5 protein-coding genes are annotated in these 6,574 nt (G+C 48.8%); 3 read left to right on the plus strand and 2 right to left on the minus strand.

Annotated elements, in window-relative coordinates:
• The first annotated feature begins 199 nt into the window (after window positions 1–199).
• From HWQ67_RS10980 to HWQ67_RS10990, 3 genes are read left to right on the plus strand one after another with little or no spacing between them, the layout of a single operon-like run.
• Window positions 200–3,844, plus strand: a complete 3,645-nt coding sequence (locus tag HWQ67_RS10980; RefSeq protein ID WP_218252730.1) for a TIR domain-containing protein — start codon at window positions 200–202, stop codon at window positions 3,842–3,844.
• A gap of 5 nt (window positions 3,845–3,849) precedes the next feature.
• A complete protein-coding gene (locus tag HWQ67_RS10985) occupies window positions 3,850–5,097 on the plus strand; it encodes an adenylate/guanylate cyclase domain-containing protein (RefSeq protein ID WP_218252731.1) in 1,248 nt (415 codons plus the stop codon).
• A 60-nt stretch (window positions 5,098–5,157) separates the two neighbouring features.
• The gene (locus HWQ67_RS10990) at window positions 5,158–5,703 is read left to right on the plus strand and encodes a TIR domain-containing protein (RefSeq protein ID WP_218252732.1); all 546 of its coding nucleotides are present in this window, start codon (window positions 5,158–5,160) and stop codon (window positions 5,701–5,703) included.
• Between the two features lie 291 nt (window positions 5,704–5,994).
• On the opposite strand, the gene HWQ67_RS10995 is transcribed toward HWQ67_RS10990, so the two are convergent.
• Window positions 5,995–6,174, minus strand: a complete 180-nt coding sequence (locus tag HWQ67_RS10995; RefSeq protein ID WP_218252733.1) for a hypothetical protein — start codon at window positions 6,172–6,174, stop codon at window positions 5,995–5,997.
• Window positions 6,164–6,574, minus strand: a 411-nt coding sequence (locus tag HWQ67_RS11000) for a hypothetical protein (RefSeq protein ID WP_218252734.1), incomplete at its 5' end; no start/stop codon positions are given. The genes HWQ67_RS11000 and HWQ67_RS10995, both read right to left, overlap by 11 nt.

Genomic DNA, 6,574 nt, shown 5'->3' on the forward strand with positions numbered 1-6,574 from the left:
TCCAGGGCCGAAGACACTTTGGATAGGACTACAGAGGGTCCATGACTTTGCTTTGGCCATACAGTGCCAGAAAGAAATGGACGTTTGAGATGTGGGTAACGATGTGGGCCAAACCGGGGGCGTTGCGATTGCTGGCATCGTAAAGGAGCCTGTTTGCAATCGTGAAAAATGAAACTTGAACTTTCGTGAGATATTGCTCATGACATCACAAAACAAAAAATTCTCCAATCCGGAAGTTTTTCTATCCTATTCGACCGTGGATGCCATTTTGGCCAAAGAGGTGCGAGATTATTTGGAGCAAAAGGACATCCATGTCTGGCAGGACGTGACTCATATGAGTGCGGGGATATTCCTGCACACTCAAATTGCCGAGGCAATCGCTCAGGTCAATCATTTGGTGGTACTGATCACCCCAAATTCTCTGGGTTCTGATTGGGTGCGAGATGAAATGCGTCTGGCACGACGTAAGAAAATTTGCATCCTACCGATCATCGGTGATGACAACATCAAACCGGATGACCTGCTGCCGTTTCTACGCAAACGCTTGTGCATATTGTGGAATCAAAACAACGATAAAGATCGGATCACTACCCGATTACGGGAAACGTGTCAGGCTGTTCGTTATGCCTACATGGCCCCGACGTTGTCTGAAAGATTTGTGCCGCGTGGTGAAGAGTTCAATGCACTGAAAACGGCATTGTTGGGAACGGATGGTTCTCCAGTGGCCATTTCCACCGTATTGGTGGGTACAGGAGGTTTCGGCAAAACATGGCTGGCTACTGCTCTTTGTGATGACGATGAGATCCGGGACCGCTACAGCGATGACATCCTCTGGATCACCCTGGGAGAAAAACCGTCGCGTCCAGAATTATTGCATAAGCTGGGAGAACTCATTCGCTCACTTGGGGAAAAGGAGACTCCCATCGGCTTTGACGAGGCTCGTTCCAAACTCTCTGAGCTGCTGGAAAAAAATCGGGATACCTTATTGGTAATTGATGACGTATGGCGTTTAGAAGATCTGGAACCATTCCTGGAAGGAGGTCAAGGAACTGTTCGTCGTTTGATTACCTCTCGAAACCGAAACGCTCTGCCTGACTCAGCCCGTTTGGTCAATGTGGATGCCATGAAACCGAAAGAAGCCGAAGCAGTTTTGTCGGCCAATTTACCAAAAGATCAGGCGGATCAATGCATGGATGCACTTTGCAATCTAGCGCGAATTTTTGGATATTGGCCACTGCTTCTATCACTGGCCAATGGATTCCTGAAAGAGCGCGTAGTAAAATGTGGAGAGCAATTATCAAAAGCCATAACAGACGCCCGCATCTATTGGGAAGAATCAGGGCCAACGGCTTATGACATGGATAGTGATGCAGGTCGCAAACGTGCCGTTGGGATTTGTGTCGGCCTATCCATGAACCAGTTAATTGAACAACAGAAAAATCTATTTCTGGACTTGGCTATCTTTCCAGAGGATATAGAAATTCCGATAGAGACAATTGAGCAGCTATGGGATGCACGACAAGCCATTCCAAAACATCGTACACGCACCTTGTTGGCGAGAATGTATTCTCTTTCCTTGCTGCAAATTGTCGATCTCGGTCGCAATGTGATCAAGTTGCATGATGTAATCCGCACACATCTGCGCACCCTGCATGGAAAAGAGCTACCCGAGGTCCAACAAGTATTCCTGAACTATTTTCATATCTCTCGCTGGGCGGAACTGCCTCTAGAGGAAAAATATCTCTGGCACTATTTGCAATGGCATTTGGAGGATGGTGGACGGGGGGCCGATTGGCTGACGGCATTACGGGATCTGCGTTTTTTGGCCGTCAAGTCGCTGGCCCTGGGCAGTGGGGCAATGTCGGTGTCAGATCTGGTGACAGCGGTGGAGAAATTCCCCGATGATGACCAACTGCTTCTCATGCTGCGCCGTTTCCGCCCTTTGATCCATCTAGTGGAAGCCTGCACCACACCCACAGATGCCATGAACTGCTTATCCGCCTACTTACCAGAGGGATTGGTGGATGCCGGGGATTTATCCCCGCCACGATTGATACCGCTTCACTTGCTTCCAGACACTCCTAATCAACCTCTATTTGCAATCTTTTCGGGACACAAAAGCTATGTCTCAGGTTGCGCCTTCAGCCAAGATAGTCAGTTTGTACTTTCTGCATCTTATGACAATACCCTGCGGATTTGGTCGGTCAAAACAGGTGAAATTTATCAAATATTGGAAGGACATTCAAGCTGGGTCACTGCATGCGCCTTCAGCCATAGTGGTGAGTACGTACTTTCTAGTTCACATGACAACACATTACGAGTCTGGTCAGTTAAGACTGGGGAAACCATCCAGACACTGAAAGGACACAAATCCGCAGTCTGGGACTGTGCCTTCAGTCCCCATGGCGATAGATTGTTGTCTGCGTCAGGAGACCATACATTGCGAATCTGGTCTCTGGAAACTGGTAACACACTTAAGACTCTAACGGGGCACTCGGATGATGTCAGAGGGTGTGCTTTTAGCCATGATGGCCAGTTCGTAGTTTCTGCATCGTTGGATGGAACATTACGTATCTGGTCAGCAACAACAGGAAAGAGACTTCGGACACTGAAGGGACACTCAAGTTTGGTGGCTAAGTGTTCTTTCAGCCAGGATGATCGGTTCATACTTTCCGCTGCACACGATAAAACTCTAATAATTTGGATGACAGCAACGGGAAAAGCACTCAAAACGCTAAAAGGACATTCAGGTTCGGTTCTTGCGTGCGCCTTTCATCCAAAAAATCCACTCATACTCTCTGCTTCGTTTGACCACACCATAAAAATCTGGTCGATGGAAACGGGGCAGCCTATTTTGACATTGGATGGGCATTCGGATTGGGTCGAAGGATGTACATTCAGTCCTGATGGTAAATACGTTCTGTCCGCTTCAAGAGACAAAACTCTGCGTTTATGGTCTATTGAAAGCGGAGCCGTTTCCCCATCCAAGGGAGCGTGCGTAGACAATGCCCACAGATGTTTGTTTCATCCAAGCGGCAAGCATGTATTTTCCACATCATGGACAGGTACTTTGCGAATATGGTCGGTGGATCAAGAACAGGTTTGTTTGGTTTTCGAGAATCATGTTAACCATATAAAATCTACCATCAGCCAAGACGGACGTCTTGTTCTTTCTTCATCGCTTGATAATTTCCAGATATGGTCATTTGAAAACGGACAATCCGTGTGGAAAATGAAAATACCTTCAGATTGTAGCTGGGAATGTTCTCTTAGCCCAGATGGACAGCGTGTACTTTCCGGATCGGTGGATGGTATGCTACGGATCTGGTCTGTGAATAAGGCACATCCTCCATTGATCTGGGAGGGGCATACGGCTAAAATTGCAGCATGCACTTTTAGCAAGAATGGACAACTTGTACTGTCTGCGTCAGAAGACAATACCTTGCGAATTTGGTCTGCAGAGAATGGACAAACACTCCATATTTTAAATGAACATTCAGGTGCGGTTAATGGATGTGCTTTCAGTCCAGACGGAAACCGGGTGCTCTCCGCATCAGATGACGGAACATTACGAATTTGGTCAACGACAAATGGAAAAACCCTTAAAATTTTGAAAGGACACATGTCTGCGGTGAGGGGCTGCACTTTCAGCCCATGCGGTCGTCGCGTGCTCTCCGCATCGCGAGATGGAACCTTACGGATATGGGATGCACTCACTGGCCAATGCCAACACGTTTTTCCCGTATTGAATGCCCCATTACACGATTGTGCCTTTTCTCCCAACGGCCAACTAGTGGTAGCGTGCGGGAAAGGAGGCATCTATTTTCTCAAACTGGTGGAGTAGCAACCGTGAATAAACAGTCTAAACAAAAAGCCCGCGAGGATACGGGACTGGTAGTTTTTGTGGACATTGTAGGTTTTTCTACGGTTTCTGTTGAGAACCAAAAGAAGGTAGTAACTGTCATGGATAGGCAGGTAGTCCAACCCATCCTGGGCACGTTGCGCAAACAGAAAAAAGTCCTGATCCTTCCCACCGGAGATGGAATGGCGGTCTGTTTCCCTGTGTGCAAGGAGGGGTTGAGAAGAGTGCGCAAGATCCACCTATCCATGCTCGCTGCCCTGCTTCGCTGGGCTGAACGCCACAACCTGGAAGCTGGCAAACCGGTTCAGATGCGCATTGGGCTACACTATGGCCCCGTTACCCTGCTCAATGATTTCAACGGTCGTCTGAACAGCTTCGGCGACACCATTAACATGGCCGCTCGCGTAATGAACGCCGCTGACAAGGGGCAGATCCTCCTGCATGAAGACTACGTTCACCGATTTTTGGGTGAGGAGAGAAACTCTTCCGTGCGCACCAGAATCCCTGGTGTCAACGGTCGGGGGAAAAGAACGAGTATAACCCTTCAATCTGGAGAAGAGGTAGAGGTCAACGTCAAACATGGCGTCGTGATTCCGGTTCGCCCGGCCCGATTGTTAATCGACGGCTTGGCCATGTGTGAACACAAAAACATCGACCCCCCAGAATCTTCTCGGCACATAGTGGTCACCCTTTCCCCACCGGGCAAACCCATCGTTGGCAAGTTTTCTGACCGACTCTCGTCCGCTCAGGAAATCGCATTCATCCAGCTCACTGGTGATCGGTTGATTGAAAAATTGGAAAAAGGGGACACTACCCTGTCTCGTGAACTGCGTAAACTGTGGGTCTTGATGCCCCACGGTGATATTGTACGAAGTCTGGACGGACACGAAGGGAAAATCCGGATTGATAAGCTCGAAAAGTGCGTTGCACGTTGGACAGCATGGCTTAAACAATGGCAAAAACAACATCCAAATTGCGATGTGAGGCTGAAACTGTTCAAGCACCCACCCTATTTTGGGGCATCATTTATCGATTGGGAGCAACCGGGAGGATTCATTCACGTCAGCCCCTACATCTGGGGTGCTCCCGCCACGACCAGCCCAGGTTATGATATGGAATGGATCGGATGCCGTAAATCCCCTACCTATCAGGCCTACATTGATGGGTTGATGGAGTTGCTCGGTACCAAGGATTCCTGTGAGAGTCTCGCACCACAAGACGAGAAGAATCCATGAATGGGTTTCTATAGCGATCTAATAATTTAAGATTTCGTTAAAAATATCCATGAGGGTGATATGGCAGGCATTTACGGGAACCAAGAAATGATCGGCATGATGACCGCGATGAAGACCAAGAGACCGCATATATTTGTTAGTTATCACCATGATAACGACCAACCTTACTATGACGAATTTTCTAGATATTTCCATGAACAATATGAGACCGTCCGTGACAACTCTCTTGATCGCCGCATTAATAGCGATTACGCAGAGTATGTAAACAGAATGATTCGTGAAGATTATATCACAGGAACCTCATGCACCATTGTCTTGATTGGGTCAAACAGCCACGAACGCAAGTATATTGATTGGGAAATCAAGTCAACCTTGGACAAAGAGCATGGATTGGTCGGTATTATTTTACCCACACATGTGAAGAATCCTTCTGGAGAAATCATTGTTCCAGAAAGGTTTTATGACAACCACAAAAGAGGTTATGCAGTCCTTGAGTACTGGAACAAACTTACTGCTCCGCTACTCACCCAACTGATTGCAACCGCGACAGGAAAACCAAAATCGCTGATTGATAATTTACGACCAATGCGCCAGAGAAACGGGTGAACAGTGTGACGGAGGGAATGAGGAGAGAGAATCCCTTTCCTTCCGTGCCAGGATGATGTAGACGGTGTGCAAGCGGATCTTCACAGCGTTCCCTTTCGGTTGAGCCCTGCGACTTGGACCCGGACAGGCTGTAACCACGGGGAGATTTCGGAGAGGCCGTTGTGAGGGACGGATCAATGAAACGGTAGGACACCATGGCGAACCTGTGCGAGCCTGCCAGATGAAGAACGCGCCGAATTCCCCAGCGACGGGTTGAGTTCGGCGCGTCATCATTATTCAACACATTTCCGGTCAGTTCCCCATAATTCTGAACGCATACTCTGCCGCATCTGCCAACGACTGTCCCCCGCCGCCAAACTGGTTAAACGCCGGAAATTTCATGTAGATCGTCTTTCCAACCAATGCCGGATCGTAGACATACCGGAAGATCGCCCCATCGCACAGCCTACCACCCCAGCAACTACCCCCCAAAATAGCACACCGAAAAAAACGTCCTGGCCTTCCCGCCAACGATACCTCGGACGGTGCAGTTGCTCACAACATTCACGTAGGCACTCTCACCAGTTGCCATATGCGTCAGGACAGAGATGGACTGTGACTGGGTGCCGTTTACCTGCACTTCGTAGGTGCGTTCGGGTGTGACGAGCTGGACGAGACTGGATGTGGAGAGTTGGATGGTAAGGTTGATGAGCCATTTTCCGGTTTTGCTCGGGAAAAATGAGTTCAACCAGAAGCAGCCCTCGTCGTCAAACACCTTGCCTTCATCGGGCCAAACCAGAACATTGTTGCCGGCGGTGATGGCCTCATCCACTGTTTTCACGATGAGCAGCTTCCCTGAAACGCCTGCATCAACCTCCTGCGCAGCACCGCC

It is taken from the genome of Candidatus Magnetobacterium casense (assembly GCF_019173545.1).
GTDB lineage: Bacteria > Nitrospirota > Thermodesulfovibrionia > Thermodesulfovibrionales > Magnetobacteriaceae > Magnetobacterium > Magnetobacterium cryptolimnobacter.

Bases quoted from the DNA above. Each gene is read 5' to 3' on its own strand.
- HWQ67_RS10980 (WP_218252730.1), top strand. From the start codon at position 200: ATGACATCACAAAACAAAAAATTCTCCAATCCGGAAGTTTTTCTATCC.
- HWQ67_RS10990 (WP_218252732.1), top strand. From the start codon at position 5,158: ATGGCAGGCATTTACGGGAACCAAGAAATGATCGGCATGATGACCGCG.